Raw genomic sequence first — 18371 nt, 5'->3', positions numbered from 1 at the left:
GATCGCGTACTCGTCCACCGGCAAGTCCAGTGTACTGATGCGTCGTCCAAGGCAGATAATGAAAGGTTCGAATCAGGTGAACGTCTGAGGTTATATCCGTGATAACCAGTAACGATGCGATTCTCAGGCGCCTTCGGGGAGCCCACATTGCGCTGCTGATCGCGCTCGACGACCACGGGTCTTTGCGCAAGGCAGCGCAGCAGATCTCCTTGTCGCAGCCGGCGATAACCAAATCGCTGCAAGAGCTCGAAGCCATATTCGGTGTTGAACTGTTTTCCCGCTCGCCACGTGGGATTGTTCCCAACGACCTGGGGCGATGCGTGATACGTCACGCACGAACGCTTCGGGCGGACGTCGGAACGATGCGCGATGAGATGGCGGCAATCCTGCGAGGCGGCGGCGGAACACTCGCCGTTGGCGCAGTGATGGGCTCGTTGCCGGTGTGGCTGGCGCCTACTGTAAAAGCGCTACGCGAGAGTCAGCCCGATACCTCGATCGAGGTATGGGAAGACAACAGCGCGCGGCTGCTCGCCATGCTCGACCAGCGGCTGCTGGACCTCGTGATCGGGCGGTCCAGTGTCAGCGTTCATCCGGAGGCCTACGACTTCATTCCGCTAGAGGTGGAAGAGATATGCGTGGTGGTAGATGGCGCCGACCCTCTGGGCGACAGAACCGGCGTGCAACTAGCCGACATTATTGGTAACCCGTGGATCGTTCCGCAGGCAACACTGCCGATGCGGTCACTCTTCGAGCAGCTTCTCGATGACGAAGGTCTCGGCTTTCCACGCTACGCGATGGAAACCTCGTCCACCTTCGCCACACTCGCTCTGCTCCAGACCGGAGGCGGCACGGTGGGCCTGATACCTCGCAAGGTCGCGGAGTATTTCGCGGTGGGCGGGCTCGTAAAGATATTGCCGATTTACATCGAGCGGCGTGGAGCGCCATACGGCATTGCAACGCGTCGTGGCGCCACGCTGACGCAACCTGTGTTGAAGTTCATCGAACTTTGCCAGAGCCGCATCGCACAAAAGTGAGGGGCGGTTATTCACGGCTAATCCCGGCTCACGATAGGCGCACGCAATCTGCGTCTTGCGCGCGCATGCCCTCTACTGCTTATTCCTTGTCGAAAGCAAAGCGGAAGCTGTCACCGTGGCTCACCACGCGACCGGCCGTTGGCGACGGGAAGTGAGCCGTCAGGATTTTCGTTGACGTGTCCGCGTAGCGGCTCATCACACCCAGCCGCGCCTGATGGGCCAGCCCGGCGTCGAAATCCGCCGCGTTCGGGAGCGAAGGGTCGACAAACTGGATTGGATGGTGGATCACGTCGCCGGTCATTACGGCATGTTCGCCATGCTCATGCCCGACATGAATCAGCACATGGCCCGCAGTGTGGCCCGCTGCCGGAGTGAACCACACATTCTCGCCGAGTTCGTGCTCGAACGAATGGTCCATTTCGACAAACCTCGCCTGGCCGTGTTCGACGACAGGCAGCACGCTATCGACGAACGAGCCGCGATTCACCGGCAATTCAGGATTCGACTGATGCAGTTTCATCAGATGGTCGTACTCGGTGCGCGAGAAGATGTATTTCGCACGCGGGAAGGTCGGAACCCAGCGGCCATCTTCTAGACGAGTGTTCCAGCCGACATGATCGGTGTGCAGATGCGTGCACATCACGTAGTCGATGTCTTCCGGACGGATGCCCAGCGCCGCCAGGTTATCGATGTATGGCGTCTGCAGGTTGCTCCATGCCGGCATCGACGGACGTTGCTTGTGATTTCCGTTGCAGGTGTCCACAAGAATGGTGTGATGGCGCGTTTTGACAACGTAGCTGTGGAAGCTGAGATACAGCTTGAGGTCGGTCGGTTCGATCAGGCGCGGACCGAGCCAGCTGCGCTGCTCCTTCACGAAGTCGCGCTCGACCGTGGGGAAAAGCCAATTCGGTTCAAACTCCAGGCTATCGATCTCGCTGAACTTGCTGATCTCGACGTCGCCGATTTTCTGCACGTGCACTGCGTTCTCCTTCTTCCGCTTCAAAAACATTTCATGCCGGGGCGCGGACCGACGCGCACACGTGGCAATGCATTACCGTCACTGCCCCGCCGGGAACATCTCCGCCTCGCGCAGATCGAATGTCTTGGGAACGCCTGCTCGCGCAATGGCACCCGTGAACGGCTCACCTGGTAACCAGCCCGCAATCGTCTCCCTGATTGCAAGCAGCGCATCGATATTTATGCCCGTATCGAACCCTTCGGATTCCAGGAGAAAAATAGTGTCTTCGGTATTGATGTTCCCAGTGGCATTCGGCGCGAACGGACACCCGCCAAGACCGCCTAGCGAAGAGTCGAAGCTGCGCACACCGGCATCGAGCGCGGCGACAACATTGGCAAGACCGAGGCCCCGGGTGTCGTGGAAATGACAGGCGACCGGCACATCCCTGGTGATCGCGAGAACCTCGCGCATCAGCGCCTTCACCTGGCGGGGATTCGCATAACCGACCGTATCGGCAATCGTGATCTCGTCAGCGCCTGCTTCGAGGAGTGTTTCCACGAGACCGAGCACCCCGCTTTCTTCGACGCGGCCGGAGATCGTGCAGCCGAACGCGGTCGCCACGCCCGCGCCGAGCGTGATTCTGCGCGCTGTGCGTTCAACGGTGTCGCGCTCGAGGACAATCCGCGCGAAGTCTTCCACTGACTCCGCCGTCGTCCGGCGCACATTTTTCAGGTTGTGTTCGTTACTTGCCGACAGCACGTAATGCACCTTGCTCAGACCGACTTCAAACCCGCGTTGCGCCCCCTTCAGATTCGGAACCAGCGCCGCAGCGTGCAGTCCGGTTATATCGAGCGCGCCCCGAGCCACTTCCACTGCATCGGCAAACTGCGGGACGATTTTGGGAGGCACGAACGACGTCACTTCGATTTCGACCGAGCCGGCCTCCACCATTCGCCGGCACCACTCCAGCTTCTGCTCTGTCGACAGAATCGTCCGGACCATTTGCAGGCCATCGCGCAGCCCTACTTCCCGCACTGTCACCTTTTCACGCGTCGTCATTCCTGAATCTCCTTCGTCACCAGATGACCGCATGGGCATCTGTCAAAGCATTACGTTCGCTGCCGCGGAGTCGTCCAGCCTGTCAGCGGCAAGCTCCTCGAGCGACCTGGCACCCGTCGTTTTCGGAGCGAGCACAATTGCAGCAAGCGCGCCGATGAGCATGAGCAGGGAGATGGCGCCGAGTCCTCCAGCCATGCTGTTGGTCGCCGTCTTGATCGAGCCGATGATCATGGGACTGACAAACCCTCCGAGCAGACCGATACAGTTCACGACGGCGACTCCGCCTGCTGCTCCGCTGCCGCGGATGTAGTCCGTCGAAATCGCCCAGATCAGAGGATTGGGCGCAAGAATCCCCGCCGTCGCGATCGAAAGCGCCACCAGCGACCATGCAAGGCTGCCGTGAATCAGACCCGCCGCAAACAGACCGAGGGCACCGATAATCATCGTGATGCCACAGTGCCAGCGGCGCTCCATCGTGCGGTCGGAGTTCCAGTTCATCCCGATCAGCGCAATCCAGCTCACAAAGTACGGAATGGCCGAATAGATACCGATTTCTAGCGGACTCGTCAGCCCCGTACTCTTGATCAGCGTGGGTAACCAGAAGCCGATCGCAAACACACCCGCAATCTGTGCAAACCAGACGAAGCCCATCACATACACGCGTGGGTCGCGAAGTGCATTCATGAAGGTGTGTTCCGCGTGCGTCCCGCTCACACCTGAACTGTGCTTCAGGTCCGCGAGAATCTGCGCCTTCTCGGCGTCACTCAGCCACTTTGCTTTTTCGGGGCCGTCGTCCAGGAAGAAAAATGCGGCAATGCCAAGGAAGCTTGCCGGCAAGCCCTGTACGATGAACATCCATTGCCAGCCATGCATGGCGCGGATGCCCTCCATGTGCGTCATCAGCCAGCCGGACATCGGGCCGCCAAGCAACCCGGCTATGCCCGTTGCACAAGTGAAGATAGCAATGGCTTTGGCACGGCGCTCGACGGGGTACCAGCGCGTCAGATAGAAAATGATGCCCGGATACAGACCGGCTTCGGCAAGACCGAGCAGAAAGCGTACGGTGTAGAAATGCGACGGGAGGGTCACGAATGCGGTCGCCGCAGCCAGGATGCCCCACAGAACCATGATTCGCGAGAAGGTCCGCTTTACGCCGATTCTCGTCAACAGAAGGTTGCTCGGCACTTCCATCAGCACGTAGCCGAGAAAGAAAATGCCTGCGCCAATGCTGTAGGTGAAGTCGCTGAAGCCGACGTCGTGTTTCATGTCGAGCTGCGCGATTCCGACGTTCACACGGTCCAGGAAAGCGAACACGTAACAGAGGAACAGGAAAGGAATCAGGCGCCGCGTGATTTTTCGATATGCTTGCTCTGCCAGCGGACTAGCCGCGGCACTGATGGGCGAGTTCATGCATGTCTCCTCCGGCGAAAGGCCGGTTAGTTGGCCGCCACGCGCGACTGGCGGCTTTCCTGTGCGGTGCGGCTAGCGTCCCTTGAAGACAGGCTGCCGCTTCTCGTTATATGCACTGATACCTTCGAGACGGTCTTGCGTCGGGATGAGCCGGTTGTAGGCTTCTATTTCGATGAAGAGACCCGTGTTCAGATCGCTTTGCATCCCGAGGTCGATCGCCTTCTTTGCCTGCGCAACTGAAAGAGGTGCGCTCGTGCAGATGTCACGGGCGGCTTCGATCGCGCGTGCCAGCACCTGGTTCGGCTCGTACAACTGGTTCACGACACCCCACGCGAGCGCTTCTTCCGCTGAGAACTTCGAGCCGCGAAAAATCAGTTCTTTCGAGCGTCGCGTACCGATCGTGCGAGGAAGCTGCTGGGTACCACCGCCCCCCGGCATGATTCCGCGTTTCACCTCTGTAAATCCGAAGACGGCCTGATTCGATGCGTAGGCGAAATCACACGCCAGCAGCAGTTCGAGGCCGCCTGCAACTGCCGATCCATTGACGGCGCAGATAAGAGGAATCGGGCAATGGGTGATTGCGCGCACCATGCGTTCGAACAGATAGTGCTGCGTGCCGAACTGCTCGTCCGTCATGCCTTCGCGTTGCTTGAGATCCGCTCCACCGCAGAAGGCCCGCTCGCCCGTACCCGTGAGAATCGCGCAACGATATTGAGTGGGGTCGACCTCCAGCGCACCGAAGACCTTGATCAGCTCCTGGCCCATTGGTGTGCTGATTGCGTTCGACACTTCTGGACGGTTCAACCGGATCACGAGAATCTGGCCATCGATTTCTTCAAGCGCCAACGTCCTGATCGTGGCCGGGTCGAGGTGTTGAGCTATCTTCAATGTGACTCCTGATGCGTATCTATCAATGAAAAACTGCACCGGCGAGACGTGGGCTGCTCACCGCTCCGATGCCTGTCACTACTGGATGCGGGCAGCGCCGAGCGCAACGGCGCCTGATCGTTTCATGTTGTGAGCGGATCAGCAGGCCGGAACCATTTCCCTGATATCGGTAAGCTGCACGGTCACGGACTCGGCGACTGATAGCCGCGCCTCGCACTGACAACCGAGTGTACTGATGCGCCCTATGTACGGGTAATGAAACGTTGCAATCACGTGAACGTAATAGGTTATATCCGTGATAACCAGTAGCGATGGCCCGGCACTGGCAAAGAATCTTTCCCCGTCTATCGGACAAGTGCGACGAAAACAGGCGTATCGCATGCCGCACGGGCCGCATCGAAGTCAGCCGCCGCGCGATCGTACTCAGCTATTGGTGAGTCCATTTCAGCCTTAAGCGCAGGCGTAGGGGTAGGCGTAGGAACGTAGTTCATCTGCGGAATTTGCCGTCCAACCCGCACTTGTTCTTGAGCCTAACAATGCAGCGTGTTCGCGCACCGCTGCTTATGTTGAAGTGCTGCGTTGCTCATGATTTTCCGATCTCAGTTTGCCACCGGCACGGCGCTCATGATCGCCACGCTCGTTACCTTCGGTTTTCACGGCCGCGACAATCGCGTTCGTCATGGTTTGGTTTTCCTGGCGTGCCTCAGTCCAGGATTCAATCCAACACCGGACGCCGCCGGATAGACGACGTCCGGTCTCCCGAGCAAAGGTTGAGCGGAGCGGGCGGCCGCGCGGCCTCGGCAGGTTCATCCACCGAGGCCGCTTCATGGCGATGCGCCTGGGCAGACGTCAAAGCATTGCTTAGCCGACAAAGCGCTCTGAGCGATAGGGGTCCAATAGCTTCACAGTCACGCCGTCAAGCAGTTCCGTGGTGATCAGTTGCGACAATCCGGCTGCCAGACTAATGCCTGCGTTCGTCGTAATAGAAAGCACGCCGGGAAGTTCTTTAGAGCGGCTCACGACAGGCAACCCGTCAGCCGGAATGACGCGACGCGTTTCGGTGACTTTCTCGACAATGGCGTTCTTCAAACCTGGTAGCACTCGGGCGGCGACACGCACGAGCTCCTCCGGGTCGGGCGTGCTTGGATCTCCAACGGGTGAACCGGAGAAGTGCTTGGCGATGACCACGCGACCGTCGATGCGCTGAATCGCATGAACGTGTGCGCCAAGAATGACCGAATCGAAAAGCCGCGGCAACGGCGCGAGGTGGACGACGCTGCCCGTGCTGTGGATGAGCGGTGCCTTAAGCCCCGTACCTTCGACGAGCTCCGGGTTCGCAATGCCGCCCGCGAAGATGAGAATATCGGCCTCGCGCTTGCCACTTCCGCTCCGGATTTCGTAACCGCCCGCCGTCTTCGTAAAGCCCTGATACGCGTCGTGCGGCGAATACTGCGCCCCGTGTGCGACCGCGGCCTCGAGCATCATTGACGTCAGTTGCACAGGCGACATCATCCCTTCGTCAGGCGTGTAGAAAATATCCGTCTCGGCGCCTGGTTCAAACCCCGGCTCAATGTCGCGTGCCTCGGCCGTGGTGACGCGATAAGTCGGGCTGCCCCACCGCAGGCGCCGGTCGAGTTCCGCCGCGAGTTCCGCTGCCTCAGCGGTATCCGGCTCGGCGCTTTGCAAGCAGCCAGACCAGCGGATCGGCAGACCGTCGATCTCGCTTTGCAGATAACGCCAGCGCAAGTGCGACAGTCGATGCAGATTGAAGTAATGCTGCGCGCCGACTTCGCCGAGCGAGTCCGCGTTGCGGAACTTCGTCTGGTTCGTAATCCACGCGAAGGATCCCGATGTCGCGCCTTTCGCGACCTCGTGCTTGTCGAGCACGGTCACGCGCGCGCCGCGTTTCGCGAAATCATAAGCGAGCGTGGTGCCGATGATGCCTGCACCGATGATGACCACTTTAGGTGCCGAATTCATAGAGTGCCTCTTTTCGTTGATGCAAATAGCGTTGCCAAGGTGAGATTCTTAAAATTTGAGTTTCCGTGGCTCCCCAGTGTCAAGGAAGGCTGCGCCGTTCCTACCGGTCAGCTGCGAGCCTCTCTTCGCTGCAGAGCGTGTTCGCCGGCGCTCGCGTCCACCGTCGGAGCGTTTGCCGCGCCAAGCGACACATGACGGGTCTCGGGAGCCATGCGAGCAGATACGAGCAGGCCAACCAGGCTGATCCCGCCCGCGATAAGCAGACCAGTCGCGCTTCCGAAATGGACGAGTACCGTAGGAAGGAGGAAGGTTCCTGCCGCGGCTCCGATGCGGCTCGCAGACATGGCGAGTCCCATACCGGTTGCTCGAAGGTCAGTCGGGAAAATCTCGTTCGGGTAGATGAACTGCAGCCCGGAACCGGCAGCTTCGGCCACCGTGAAGAGAATGAATAAACCAATCGCAACAGTGGCAATGCCCGACATCGGCGTCGCGAGAAGAAACAGCGCGAGCGTTGCAAGAACGAATGAGGCAAGACAAAGCGTGCGTCGACCGACCCGGTTGACGACGAACATGCCGATCGCGGTTCCGACGATCGCAAACGAAATGATTACGAGCGAGCCGGCGAGTGGCCTGGTGACGCCGAGCGACTTCAGCAACATCGGTTGAAACGTCTTGATTGCGAACGAGGGCGCAATCTGGCACATCCAGAAGATCGAGCAGAACACCAGCATGCGCCCATAGCCCCGCGAAATCAGTTCGCGGATTTTTGACAGTCCGAGGCCACGCCTTGAAGTGCTGACACGCGTCTCAGCAACGAGCGCATCAAAGTCAACCTGGGGCCCAAGATGCTGTTCCACGATGCCACGCGCCGCCTCTACCCGTCCTACGGAAATCAACCAGCGCGGCGACTCGGGGATGTTAAGGCGCAGCAGCAGGAAAAGTGCTGAAGGGATGGCAGCGCTCGCAAGAATGTAGCGCCATACACCGCTTTCGCTACCGCTCACGATCAAACCCGTTGCAAGGCTTAACGTGTATCCGACCCAGAGCAGAAGCACGAGGCTCGCGAGAACCGGCCCGCGAAGCTTCCGGGGCAGGAATTCAGCTGCGAGCGCGGTGGCGATGGGATAGTCCGCGCCCAGCGCAACCCCCATGATGAAACGAAGGATGAAGAGCGTCGTCACGTCATGCACGAACAAGTGCGCGAGTGAGCAGATAACGAATACGGCGAGATTGAGCACATACATCTTCTGGCGGCCGAAGCGGTCCGTCATTGGTCCGAAAACGACGCCACCCGCGAACATGCCAATGAGGCTGGACGCGCCGATCAGACCGATCTGCAGCGCGCTCAGCGCGAGATCCTTTGCAATGAACGGCAGCGCTACAACAATGATCCCTAGCAAATAGCCGTCGCAGAACGGCCCCCCTGCCGCCACAACGGCAATCCTCCTGTGGAAGCGGCTCGTAGGTAAATCTTCGATGCCGACGAGTGTCTTTGCCATATGTGCCTCCAAACCTTGCCGAATCAGATGACGGAGATGTTGTTCTGTTCGAGTAGGCTAAGGTTCGGCACAATATCGGTCAATGTCGGATTTTATTCACCGAATATCGAAGGGCTAAATATGTTGTTTAGCGAGGAGATCAACACATTCCTGGCGGTGGTCCGCTCGGGAAGCCTGCTTCAGGCGGCCGAGATCGTATCCACGACGCAGTCGACTGTCTCGTATCGGATCCAGTCCCTCGAGCGCCGGATAGGACATCTGCTGTTGCTGCGCTCGCGGGGAGCGCGGGGCATATCGCTGACCGCCGAAGGTGAGCGGTTTCTCGACATTGCCGAGCGCTGGAAAATGCTCGAAGTCGAGGCTGAGCAACTTCAGGGCAATCAGGTAAGACACCTTGCCGTCGGTTCGGTCGACGCGGTTGCGATCAACGTCCTTCCGCCGTTTATCGCTGCGCTCTGCGACGAGACACCGCCCGTTCGTCTGCACATGGAAAGTTCGCGCTATTTCCAGCTCGCTAACCGCGTTGCATCTGGTCACCTGGACGTAGCCTTCACACTGACCCCGTCCGAACACGTCGACCTTGTCTCAAGAAAGCTCCGCGATTACGCGATGCTTGTGGTCTATGCTGCGTCGGGTAAGACATCTTTGCCTGAAGCGCTCGACATGACGGATCTCGACCCATCGAGAGAAATTCATTTGCCGTGGTCGCCTCAGTTCGATTTATGGCGCATTCGGCGCGGGTTTTCGCGGCACGTAAATTGGGTTGAGAAAGCACACATGCTCGCGCCGATGCTCAGAAATGCGGCGTGGGCAATCGTCCCGAGTTTTTTGACGGCGCCATTGGCGAAGGAGACCGGATGCACGATCCACCGGATCGCGGTAGATCCCCCCGAGCCCCTTTCTCTTTTCATGATTTCGCGCAAACAGAGTAGCGACGCAACCAGACGTCACGAGCAACTCATCGAAATGGCGCTCGCCGCCCTCGACTGATTGGGTGATTTTTCGAGGAGTCGATCACCCCTTCCCAAGCGGCGGCCGACCAGGAAACCCGGCCATGTTGCTCAACTGCGCAAGTTCGTTCGCAGCCTCGCGCAGCGGCACCGAGTACTCGTGAATCTTTTCGGCGGTCAGCCGCACCCGCGGCCCCGCCAGACTGATCACGCCCACGCAGCGCGAGCCGCTCACCACGGGCACCGCCACCGCCGACATGCGCGGCGCAAACACCTCGTCGATCATCGCGTAGCCGCGCACTCGCGCAGCGTGCAGGAAACCGAGCAGTGCCTTGATCGTGGTCGGCGCATTCGGCCCGAACTCGTTCGGCTGACCGAAGCCCTGCTTGATAACCAGCGCCACCGCCTGCTCGTCGGTCATTGTCATGAGCCACGCGTGACCGGTCGACGTGCATGACAGCCGCGCCGCGTGGCCCATGTCGGGATCGTAGCGAAAGCCGACGCGCTGCCCGTCCGCCTTGCCGACCCAGATAATGGCGTCACCGTCGACGAGCGACAGCCGCGCCAGTTCGCCGGTCTTTGCGGCGACGCGCTCGATAATCGGCTGGGCGATATCGGCAATGCCGGTGAGGCTCAGAAACTCGAGTCCGTTCGACGTCATCCGCATGGTCAGGATATAGCGGCTGTGATCGACGAGCTGCCGCACATACCCGCCTTCGACGAGGTCCGTGAGCAGACGGTGGCACGTGCTGCGCGGCAGGGACAAGGCGTCGGCAATCGCCACGAGGCCTGCGCCCTCGCCTTGCGAGGCCAGCCAATCGAGAATCCTGAGACCGTTCTTCAGCGACATGTCGCGTCCGCTTCCATCATGTGAAAAGCAGTTCCAGCGTGGAACGCCTCGTTTGGAGAGCGCAAACAATAGCATTTGTTCGTCGCCAGAACGAACGTTTCAACACATCGGGATTGAGGAGACAACATGTCGTCGTTCGCAGATTCAGACTCAGACGTGGCCGCGGGGAAACAGTCCGCGCAGGCCCATTTGATGGCGCGCCGCGCGGTAGCGGGCGCAACCGTCGGCACCGCACTCGAATGGTTCGACTTCGCGCTGTATGGCGTGGTCGCGGCCACGATCTTTCCAAAGCTGTTTTTCCCTTCACTCGACCCGACCGCGTCGCTGCTCGCATCGCTGGCGAGTTTCTGGGCGGGGCTCGCCGCACGGCCGCTCGGCGCGGTGATCTGCGGGATGCTCGGCGACCGCTGGGGACGTCGCAAGCTGATGCTGATCACTGTCTCGGTGATGGGCGTGTCGTCGTTTCTGATGGGCTTGCTGCCCACTTACCAGCAGGTCGGCATTCTCGCGCCGACGTTGCTGGTGTCGCTGCGTATCATCCAGGGCTTCGCGCTCGGCGGCGAATCGACCGGCGCGCAACTGATGGCAGTGGAGCACGCATCAGCCAACCGGCGCGGCTGGTATTCCGGACTGCTTGGCATCTGCTCGCCGCTCAGTCAGATTCTCGCCAATCTCTCGCTCTTTACGATGGCCGCCCTGCTTTCATCGGACGACTTCAACGCCTGGGGATGGCGCGTTCCGTTCCTCGCAAGTTTTGTCCTCGTGCTGCTCGGCATCTACATCCGCAGGAAGGTCAGCGAGACACCGGCCTTCGAGGCGCTCAAAAAGACGGGCGCTCCGGTGCGCGCCGCCAATCCGCTCGGCACCGTCTTCAGGTATCACTGGCGCACCGCCCTTCGCCTGACGCTGTTCTTCTGCGGCCCCGCTGCGCTCTTCTATCTGATCGTGGTCTTCTCGCTCAGCTACCTGACGAAACATTTGGGCGTGCCCAAGCAAACCGGCTTCATGCTGCTGATGGTTGCAAATGTCTGCGCGATTGCCGGCGCGCTGCTGGGCGGCTATCTGAGCGATCGGATCGGACGCAGGCGTGCGCTGATGATCGGCTCGTTCTGCACGCTGATCTGCTGCCTGATCTATTTTCCGGTTCTGAACCAGAACTCGATTGGCATGACGATGGCGGTGATGGGCGCCTTCCTCGGCTTCACACAATTTCAGAGCGGCATCCAGCCGGTCTGGTTTGCCGAGTCCTTTCCGACCGAGGCACGCTACACCGGCTCTGCCCTATCGTACTCGGGCGCCAACCTGCTCACCGGCGGGCCGATGCCGATTGTCGCGGTGGCGCTGCTCAATGCATTTCACGGTTCTCCGTGGGCCATCGTCGCGGTGTGCGGCTCGCTGAACCTGCTCTCGTTCCTGATGATCGCGATATCGCGCGAAACCAGAGGCACCGCGCTCGAAAGCTCTTCTACACATTGAAACCATGACCCGCAAACTCTATATCCTCAACGGCTCCAATCTGAACATGCTGGGCGCAAGAGAGCCCCATATTTACGGCAGCACCACGCTCAAGGAGATCGAACAGAACTGCCTGACGTTGGCCGACACGCTCGAGTTCGACTGCGTATTCCGTCAGACCAACAGCGAAAGCCAGTTGATCGACTGGATTCAGGAAGCATTCCTGCAGGACGCCGCGCTCATCATCAATCCGGCGGGCTTCTCGTTCGGCCGGATTCCGGTGCTCGACGCAGTCAAGCTGATTCGCCGGCCGGTGGTGGAATTGCACATCACCAATATCCATAAGCGCTCGGAAGAATACCGTCACTCGACCATTTCGGTGGCGGCCACCGCCGTGATCTGCGGGGCCGGCGCAAACGGCTATTTGCTGGCGATCCGCGCAGTCGACGATCTGTGGGGCAGCCCGACTTAAGCCAGTCCTTTCTTATCCGCGATGTCCTGCTTTCGGTGCCCGTGCTTTCCGAAAAGTATCGAGTACCGTGGCAGCCGGAAATGGAATGGCATCGACGTGGCCGGTTCTCATCAACGCCTCGATACGCTGCGCCGTATCCGTCGACGGCGCGGGCGTATAGACCATGATGCGCATGCCGGGCGCGTCCGGCACCTCGAGCGACAGCGCATCGAGTTCGAGCACGCCCGCAACGGGGTGCTCGATAACCTTGCGCCAGTCGCTTCGCTTGAGCACCTCATGCTCCGCCCACCAGCGGCAGAAGTCAGCATCGGTATCGTTCAGTTCTTCGACGAGATCACGCAAAAACACTTCACCCGACGGGCGAAGAATATAGTCGCCGCGAAACTGCGCAAGCACGCATTTTGCGTAGGCATCCCAACCTTGAAAGAGCGAGCGCGCACCGTCCTGCTGGAATGTGAACCACAGCAGATTGCAGCGGCCCGCAGGCATCTTGCGGAAATCGGTAAACACACGCACCGCCGCTTCGTTCCACGTCACATAGTTCCAGTTGCCGTCAACCACGTAGGACGGCATGTTGCCGAGCTGATCGAGCATGCGTCGAACGGTATCTGTCACGTTTTGAGCAATCGGATACGGACCGGGCGGCGTGTAGTGGTTGGCCAGTTCGAACAGATGTGTGCGCTCGTGCGGCGATAGCTTCAACGCATTCGCAAGACTTTCGATCGTCTTGAACGACACATTCACTTCCCTGCCCTGTTCGAGCCACGCATACCAGGTGACGCTGATGCCGGCGCGCTCGGCCACTTCTTCGCGCCGCAGTCCCGGTGTCTTGCGACGGCTGCCGCTTGGAAAGTCGATGTCCTCGGGTCGAAGACGGGCGCGACGCGTCCTCAGAAAATCGGCCAGTTCGTCCAGACGCTGCTGCTTTTCCATGTTTCGTGTCCTCCTGCGTTCCCTGTTACTGCCATTACTAGTAATGGCAATTGCTAGATGCGCTCCGTCAACCATGCGACATTGGCGCCGTCGGGAAGCACGCTGTATCCAGCATCGGTAACGCCAGATTATAGAACTCGTTACCCGCGTAGGTGCCAGCCAGCCGCGTCGAAAATTAGCGGCCACAACGCGTGCGTCTCCCGACAGATATCAGAACATTTACGGAGACATTCATGCGTCGTTCGACCCGCTTTCACCGTGCGAGCGTATTCGCCGCCGCGGCCTTCATTCTGACAGTTTCGTGTGCCGCGCGTGCGGACTACACCGGTGCGCCGCGTACGTTTCTGTTCAATCCCGCCGTGCAGATTCCGTTCGCCGACACGGCGAAGTTCAAGAAGAAGCCGCCCTATGTGATCGGTTTTTCGAATGCGGGACTCGGCGATAGTTGGCGCGTCGTGATGCAGCACTCGCTGATGAAGGCGGCGGCCGACCATCCCGACCAGATCAGGCAACTGCTGATCACAAACGGAAACATGGACGACGCCAAACAGGCCGCCGACATTCAGGATCTGATCTCGCGCGGCGTGGATCTGCTGATTGTCAGCGCGAATACGCAGAAGGCACTCGACCCCGTTGTCACGCGTGCGATGAAACAGGGCATACCCGTCGTGATGGTCGACCGGCGCATTTCATCCGACAACTTTGTTTCGTTCGTGACGGGCTCCGACGCGATGATGGGCCGTGTGTGGGCGCAATGGATCGTCGAGAAGTTGCATGGCAAGGGCAACGTCATCATGCTCGCAGGCCAGGCGGGGTCGAGCGTCAGCGCTGACCGCGAGGCGGCCGCGCACGAAGTGTTCTCGCAATACCCCGGCATCAAGGTGCTCGACACGGTGTATTCCGACTGGAGCCCCGTGAAGGCCAAGCAGCAGATGCAGGCCATGATCGCGAAGTACGGGCACAACATCAACGCCGTGTGGTGCGCACACGGCTTGCCCGTCGCGGGCTCGATCGAAGCGTTCGTCGCGGCCGGATTCAAGCCAGGCGAAATTCCGCCGCATACGACAGCCGATCTGAACGGCCCATTGCAACTCGCGTTGAAGTACAAGATTCCGATGCTCGAGATCGGCTATCCGCCTTCAATGGGCGGCACGTCGCTCGATGTCGCGCTCAAGGTGCTGCAAGGTCAGCCCTTGCCCAAGATCTACGAGATCAGTCCGCAGATCGCATTGACGCGTGGCGACGAAACGGCATCGGTCCCGCATCCCGACCAGTACATCGATCAGGTGGTCGACGCGAAGGGTCCGCCCGACAAGATCATCGACGGCGGCATGGGCGCGGACTATAACCCGTCGACCTTCAAGATCAAGTTGCCGGGTGAAAAATGAACCAGCCCACATCCAGTCCGGCAGGCGAAAGCCTGGACGCGCAGCCCGACGTGATCGAGGTCACCGGCATCACGAAGCAATTTCCTGGTGTAAAGAGCCTCGATGCCGTGAACTTCGGTGTGCGTAGCGGTGAGATTCACGCACTCGTCGGCGAGAACGGCGCAGGCAAATCGACGCTGATGAAAGTGCTTGCGGGTGCCTATGTCCCCGACGAAGGCGCATTGCGATTCGAAGGTCAGCCAATGGTGTGGAAGTCCCCCGCCGACGCAAAGGCGCACGGCGTTCACATCATCTATCAGGAACTCGTGCTGTTTCCGCAATCGAGCGTGGCGCAGAACATCTTCGCCGGAATCGAGCCGCGCACGCGGCTGGGCACGATCGACCATCGCGCGATGAACGAACGCGCCGCCGCCTTGCTGCACGAACTCGGCGTACAACTCGATCCGCGCGAGCGTGTCGGCGCGCTTTCGGTCGCCAGTCAGCAGATGGTCGAGATCGCGAAGGCGATGGCCAGCGAGATACGAGTGCTGATACTCGACGAACCGACAGCAGTCATCGCGGGCAAGGAAGTTCAACTGCTGTTCGCACGGCTGCGCGTGCTGCGCGAGCGCGGCGTCGCGATCGTCTATATCTCGCATCGGCTCGATGAAATCTTCGAACTGTGCGACCGCGTGACCGTCATGAAGGACGGCCGCAAGATCGGCACACAGCCCGTTTCCGAAACGACGCGCGCCGATCTCGTGCGCATGATGGTCGGCCGCGAAATGAAGGACATCTATCCGCCAAAGCCCACGCTGCAACCGGGCGGCACGGTGCTGATGAAGGTCGAAGGGCTGCAGGTCGGCAATCGCGTATTCGATGCTTCGCTTTCGGTACGCGCCGGCGAAATCGTCGGGCTCGCCGGCATGGTCGGCTCCGGCCGCACCGAACTCGCGTCGGGCGTATTCGGCGCGCTGCCCGCGCGCGGCACGATCGAAGTGCGCGGCGCGCGCCATACGCGCATGACACCGGCAACGGCAATCCGCCTCGGCCTCGGCTTCGTCACGGAAGACCGCAAGTCCGAAGGCTTGCTGATGTACCTGAACGTCGCGCAGAACGTCACGGCGACAACGCTCAAGCATGTGTCCCGTTTCGGATTGCTGAAAGCGAAACACGAGCGAAGCGCGGGCGCCGATGCAATCCGCGAATTCGGCATTGCGGGCGCGCGCCCCGCGGGCAGCGTCGCGACACTGTCGGGCGGCAATCAGCAGAAGGTGCTGATCAGCCGATGGGTGCGCGTGTGCACCAGCGTGCTGATTCTCGACGAACCGACCCGCGGCGTCGATATCGGCGCGAAGGCGGAAATCTATCGCCTGATGCGCGAACTGACGAATCGGGGACTCGGCATCCTGATGATCAGTTCCGAGTTGCAGGAAGTGATCGGCATGTCCGACCGCGTCCTCGTGATGCGCGAAGGACGCATCGCGGGCGAAGTCAGCGGCAACGAGATGACCGAGCACGGCATCATGGCGCTCGCGACCGGCGGCGGGCAATTCGTTCGAACGGGAGGCGCACATGCATTCGCTCATTAGGCGTCATGTTCCGCTGAACGCAGCCGCGTATATCGTGGCCGGTTTGATCGTCATGCTGTTCGTCGCCGGGGCCAGCGTGAATGACCGCTTTTCGACGCTGTCCAATCTGCTGAACGTCCATCAGCAGGCGACGGGACTTGCGCTCGTCGCACTGGGGCAGACACTCGCCGTGCTGACGGGCGGCATCGATCTGTCGGTCGGCTCGCTGATCAGCGTGTCGGCCACGCTCACCTCCGGTTTGTCGGAAGCCACACAAGGCGGATGGGCCGTGGCGATCGCAGTGGCGATTGCGCTGTCCGTCCTCGTGGGATTGGTCAATGGCCTGCTCGTGCTCTGGCTGCGCGTGCATCCGCTGATCGTCACGCTCGGCATGGGCGCGGTGCTGCAAGGCGGCATTCTGTACTACGCGAACGGCCCGGCGGGCGGCGTGCCGGACGGCTTCGACGCACTCGCTTACGGCCGCTACGCCAACGTGCCCGTGACCGCCACCGTCGTGCTGCTGCTCTACGGCTGCGTATCGTATTTCATGCGCAATACGCGCCTCGGGCGATACGTCTACCTCGTGGGCGACGACGACAACTCGGCGACGCTGTCGGGCATTCCCCGCAAACGCGTCATTCTGTTCGTCTACACGTTCTCGTCCCTCTGCGCGGGTCTCACGGGCATCTATCTGGCTGCCCAGTTCGGATCGGGTCAACCGTATCTCGGCGCCAACTACACGCTCGCGTCGATTACGCCGGTTGTGGTCGGCGGCACGATTCTGAGCGGCGGGCGCGGCGGCGTCATCGGCACGCTGCTCGGCGTGTATCTGCTCAGCATGCTCAACAACCTGATCAACTTCGCGGGCGTGCCGTCGCAGTATCAGCTTATCGTGCAGGGCGTCGCGATCATTGCCGCCGTCTGCGTGAATGTCCAGCAGAAACGGAGGCTCGCATGAACTCGGTTGCTCCACGCACGGACGCCTCGCCTGCGCGCAAGCTCTCGCTCGGTGTCGCGCGACGCTATGGAATCTATCTGTTTCTCGTGGCGCTGATTGCGCTTTCGGGTGCAAGGTCGCCGACGTTCCTTCGTGCCGACAACGTCGTCAACATGCTGGTGCAGTTCGCGCCGCTCGGCATCGTCGTGATCGGCCAGGTGTTCGTGATTCTTGTCGGCGGACTCGATCTGTCGGTTGCCTCGGTGATGGCCACGGCAGCCGTCATCGCCACCGCATTCGACGACACCAACCATTCGGCGCCCGCCATCTTCGGCGTCACGCTCGTGTTGTGCATCGGCGCCGGTCTGCTCAACGGCCTGCTCGTGACGAAGCGCCAGGTGTCGCCGTTTCTCGCGACATTTGCCACGGCGGTCGTGCTCGACGGCCTGCGCTTCGCCTATACGCAAGGCGCGCCTTCGGGCAACGTGCCACCGCTTTTTCACACGCTGGGAACGGGCTCGGTCGCGGGCGTGCCCGTCAACGTGCTGTTGCTGCTCGCGTGCGCGATCGTGTTCGGCACGCTGCTGCATCTGTCCACCTTCGGGCGACGCGTGTACATGGTGGGCGGCAATGCCGTCGCCGCGAGACTGGTCGGCGTGAGCCCCGACACCGTGCGCATCGCGTGCTACGCGATCAGCGCGCTGCTTGCCGGGCTGGCGGGGCTGATCCTGTCGGGCTATGTCGGCATCGTCGACAACTGGGTGGGACGCGGCTTCGAGCTCGATTCGATCGTCGCCGCGGTGATGGGCGGCCTCGCCCTTTCCGGCGGCCGCGGCTCGCTGCCAGGCGGACTCGCGGGCGCAGCGATTCTCGTCGTCGTCTTCAACATCGTGCTCTTGATCGGCATGCCCGTGCAGGCGCAGATCATCGTCAAGGGCGTCATCATCATCGGCGCATCCGCGTGCTACGTGAGCCGCCGGCAGCGCTGAATTTACCCATTCACACGAG

At 60.7% G+C, this 18371-nt stretch carries 16 protein-coding genes and 1 pseudogene; 9 read left to right on the top strand and 8 right to left on the bottom strand.

Translation table 11 applies throughout. From position 1 onward, the window contains the following. Positions 1-98 precede the first annotated feature (98 nt). Positions 99-257, top strand: a pseudogene (locus CUJ91_RS34735) (helix-turn-helix domain-containing protein); the annotation flags it as partial. Positions 258-362: 105 nt separating this feature from the next. Beyond that, positions 363-1034 carry a LysR substrate-binding domain-containing protein gene (locus CUJ91_RS07465; protein ID WP_006051008.1) on the top strand — a complete coding sequence of 224 codons (672 nt, stop codon included), beginning with the start codon at positions 363-365 and terminating at the stop codon, positions 1032-1034. Positions 1035-1113: 79 nt separating this feature from the next. Here CUJ91_RS07465 and CUJ91_RS07460 read toward each other — a convergent pair whose 3' ends face one another. From CUJ91_RS07460 to CUJ91_RS07435, 6 genes are all read right to left on the bottom strand, one after another. Continuing rightward, positions 1114-2007, bottom strand: a complete 894-nt coding sequence (locus CUJ91_RS07460; RefSeq protein ID WP_244230984.1) for an MBL fold metallo-hydrolase — start codon at positions 2005-2007, stop codon at positions 1114-1116. A gap of 84 nt (positions 2008-2091) precedes the next feature. Next, positions 2092-3051, bottom strand: coding sequence for a hydroxymethylglutaryl-CoA lyase (locus tag CUJ91_RS07455; protein ID WP_107708289.1), 960 nt, complete (start codon positions 3049-3051; stop codon positions 2092-2094). Between the two features lie 42 nt (positions 3052-3093). Continuing rightward, positions 3094-4461 carry an MFS transporter gene (locus CUJ91_RS07450; protein ID WP_107708291.1) on the bottom strand — a complete coding sequence of 456 codons (1368 nt, stop codon included), beginning with the start codon at positions 4459-4461 and terminating at the stop codon, positions 3094-3096. Between the two features lie 72 nt (positions 4462-4533). Further along, on the bottom strand, positions 4534-5349 hold the full coding sequence (locus CUJ91_RS07445) for an enoyl-CoA hydratase-related protein (RefSeq protein WP_006051012.1): 816 nt from the start codon (positions 5347-5349) through the stop codon (positions 4534-4536). Positions 5350-6210: 861 nt separating this feature from the next. Continuing rightward, positions 6211-7329, bottom strand: a complete 1119-nt coding sequence (locus CUJ91_RS07440) for an NAD(P)/FAD-dependent oxidoreductase (protein WP_107708293.1) — start codon at positions 7327-7329, stop codon at positions 6211-6213. Between the two features lie 107 nt (positions 7330-7436). Next, positions 7437-8828, bottom strand: a complete 1392-nt coding sequence (locus CUJ91_RS07435) for an MFS transporter (RefSeq protein ID WP_029969331.1) — start codon at positions 8826-8828, stop codon at positions 7437-7439. 120 nt (positions 8829-8948) lie between these two features. On the opposite strand from CUJ91_RS07435, the gene CUJ91_RS07430 reads away from it, so the two are divergent. Further along, a complete protein-coding gene (locus CUJ91_RS07430; RefSeq protein ID WP_006051015.1) occupies positions 8949-9818 on the top strand; it encodes a LysR family transcriptional regulator in 870 nt (289 codons plus the stop codon). Between the two features lie 24 nt (positions 9819-9842). Here the strand turns inward: CUJ91_RS07430 and CUJ91_RS07425 are convergent, their stop codons facing one another. Beyond that, positions 9843-10628, bottom strand: a complete 786-nt coding sequence (locus tag CUJ91_RS07425) for an IclR family transcriptional regulator (protein WP_006051016.1) — start codon at positions 10626-10628, stop codon at positions 9843-9845. A 192-nt stretch (positions 10629-10820) separates the two neighbouring features. On the opposite strand from CUJ91_RS07425, the gene CUJ91_RS07420 reads away from it, so the two are divergent. Then, positions 10821-12104 (top strand): MFS transporter, encoded by a 1284-nt coding sequence (locus CUJ91_RS07420; protein ID WP_029969330.1) that lies wholly within the window; start codon positions 10821-10823, stop codon positions 12102-12104. Between the two features lie 4 nt (positions 12105-12108). Beyond that, positions 12109-12555: a type II 3-dehydroquinate dehydratase gene (locus CUJ91_RS07415; RefSeq protein WP_006051018.1), complete on the top strand. Its 447-nt coding sequence runs from the start codon at positions 12109-12111 to the stop codon at positions 12553-12555. 12 nt (positions 12556-12567) lie between these two features. On the opposite strand, the gene CUJ91_RS07410 is transcribed toward CUJ91_RS07415, so the two are convergent. Further along, a complete protein-coding gene (locus CUJ91_RS07410; RefSeq protein WP_244230983.1) occupies positions 12568-13563 on the bottom strand; it encodes a helix-turn-helix transcriptional regulator in 996 nt (331 codons plus the stop codon). Positions 13564-13721: 158 nt separating this feature from the next. Here CUJ91_RS07410 and CUJ91_RS07405 point away from each other — a divergent pair, with 158 nt between their 5' ends. From CUJ91_RS07405 to CUJ91_RS07390, 4 genes are read left to right on the top strand one after another with little or no spacing between them, the layout of a single operon-like run. After that, the gene (locus tag CUJ91_RS07405) at positions 13722-14876 is read left to right on the top strand and encodes an ABC transporter substrate-binding protein (RefSeq protein WP_107708296.1); all 1155 of its coding nucleotides are present in this window, start codon (positions 13722-13724) and stop codon (positions 14874-14876) included. Then, positions 14873-16447, top strand: coding sequence for a sugar ABC transporter ATP-binding protein (locus CUJ91_RS07400; RefSeq protein ID WP_107708298.1), 1575 nt, complete (start codon positions 14873-14875; stop codon positions 16445-16447). Before CUJ91_RS07405 ends, CUJ91_RS07400 begins: the two co-directional genes overlap by 4 nt. Further along, on the top strand, positions 16431-17384 hold the full coding sequence (locus CUJ91_RS07395) for an ABC transporter permease (protein ID WP_053857966.1): 954 nt from the start codon (positions 16431-16433) through the stop codon (positions 17382-17384). Before CUJ91_RS07400 ends, CUJ91_RS07395 begins: the two co-directional genes overlap by 17 nt. Further along, on the top strand, positions 17381-18352 hold the full coding sequence (locus tag CUJ91_RS07390; RefSeq protein ID WP_053857965.1) for an ABC transporter permease: 972 nt from the start codon (positions 17381-17383) through the stop codon (positions 18350-18352). The genes CUJ91_RS07395 and CUJ91_RS07390 overlap by 4 nt, the downstream gene beginning before the upstream one ends. Positions 18353-18371: the final 19 nt, after the last annotated feature.

Origin of the sequence: Paraburkholderia graminis, from assembly GCF_003330785.1 — a bacterium.
GTDB classification, from domain to species: Bacteria; Pseudomonadota; Gammaproteobacteria; order Burkholderiales; family Burkholderiaceae; genus Paraburkholderia; species Paraburkholderia graminis.
Note: the sequence above shows the minus strand (reverse complement) of the source record. Positions and strands in the feature narration are given on the sequence as shown.